The sequence below is a fragment of the Paraburkholderia sp. SIMBA_027 genome (genome assembly GCF_046535315.1).
Classification (GTDB): Bacteria; Pseudomonadota; Gammaproteobacteria; order Burkholderiales; family Burkholderiaceae; genus Paraburkholderia; species Paraburkholderia tropica.
In genome coordinates this window covers 1-270 of sequence record NZ_JAWRWY010000626.1, presented here as the reverse complement: position 1 = coordinate 270, position 270 = coordinate 1, and the positions used below count along the sequence as shown (strand labels likewise).

At 58.9% G+C, this 270-nt stretch carries 1 protein-coding gene; it reads left to right on the top strand.

Annotation, left to right across the window (positions count from 1 at the left end):
• Positions 1 to 270 (top strand): formate--tetrahydrofolate ligase (locus tag SB764_RS40505; protein WP_410866827.1); only part of this gene is annotated, 270 nt, incomplete at both ends.

Sequence of the window (270 nt, the reverse complement as noted above, 5' to 3'; positions counted from 1 at the left end):
ATATCGCCCATGGCTGCAACTCGGTGACGGCGACGAAAACGGCGCTGAAGCTTGGCGACTATGTCGTCACTGAAGCAGGCTTCGGCGCCGATCTTGGTGCTGAGAAGTTCTTTGATATCAAATGCCGCAAGGCCGGGCTGAAGCCTGATGCTGCGGTTATCGTCGCTACCGTCCGGGCGCTAAAGATGAATGGTGGCGTGAAGAAGGAAGACCTCGGCGCAGAGAATGTCGCCGCCCTCGTCAAGGGCTGCGCCAATCTCGGACGGCATG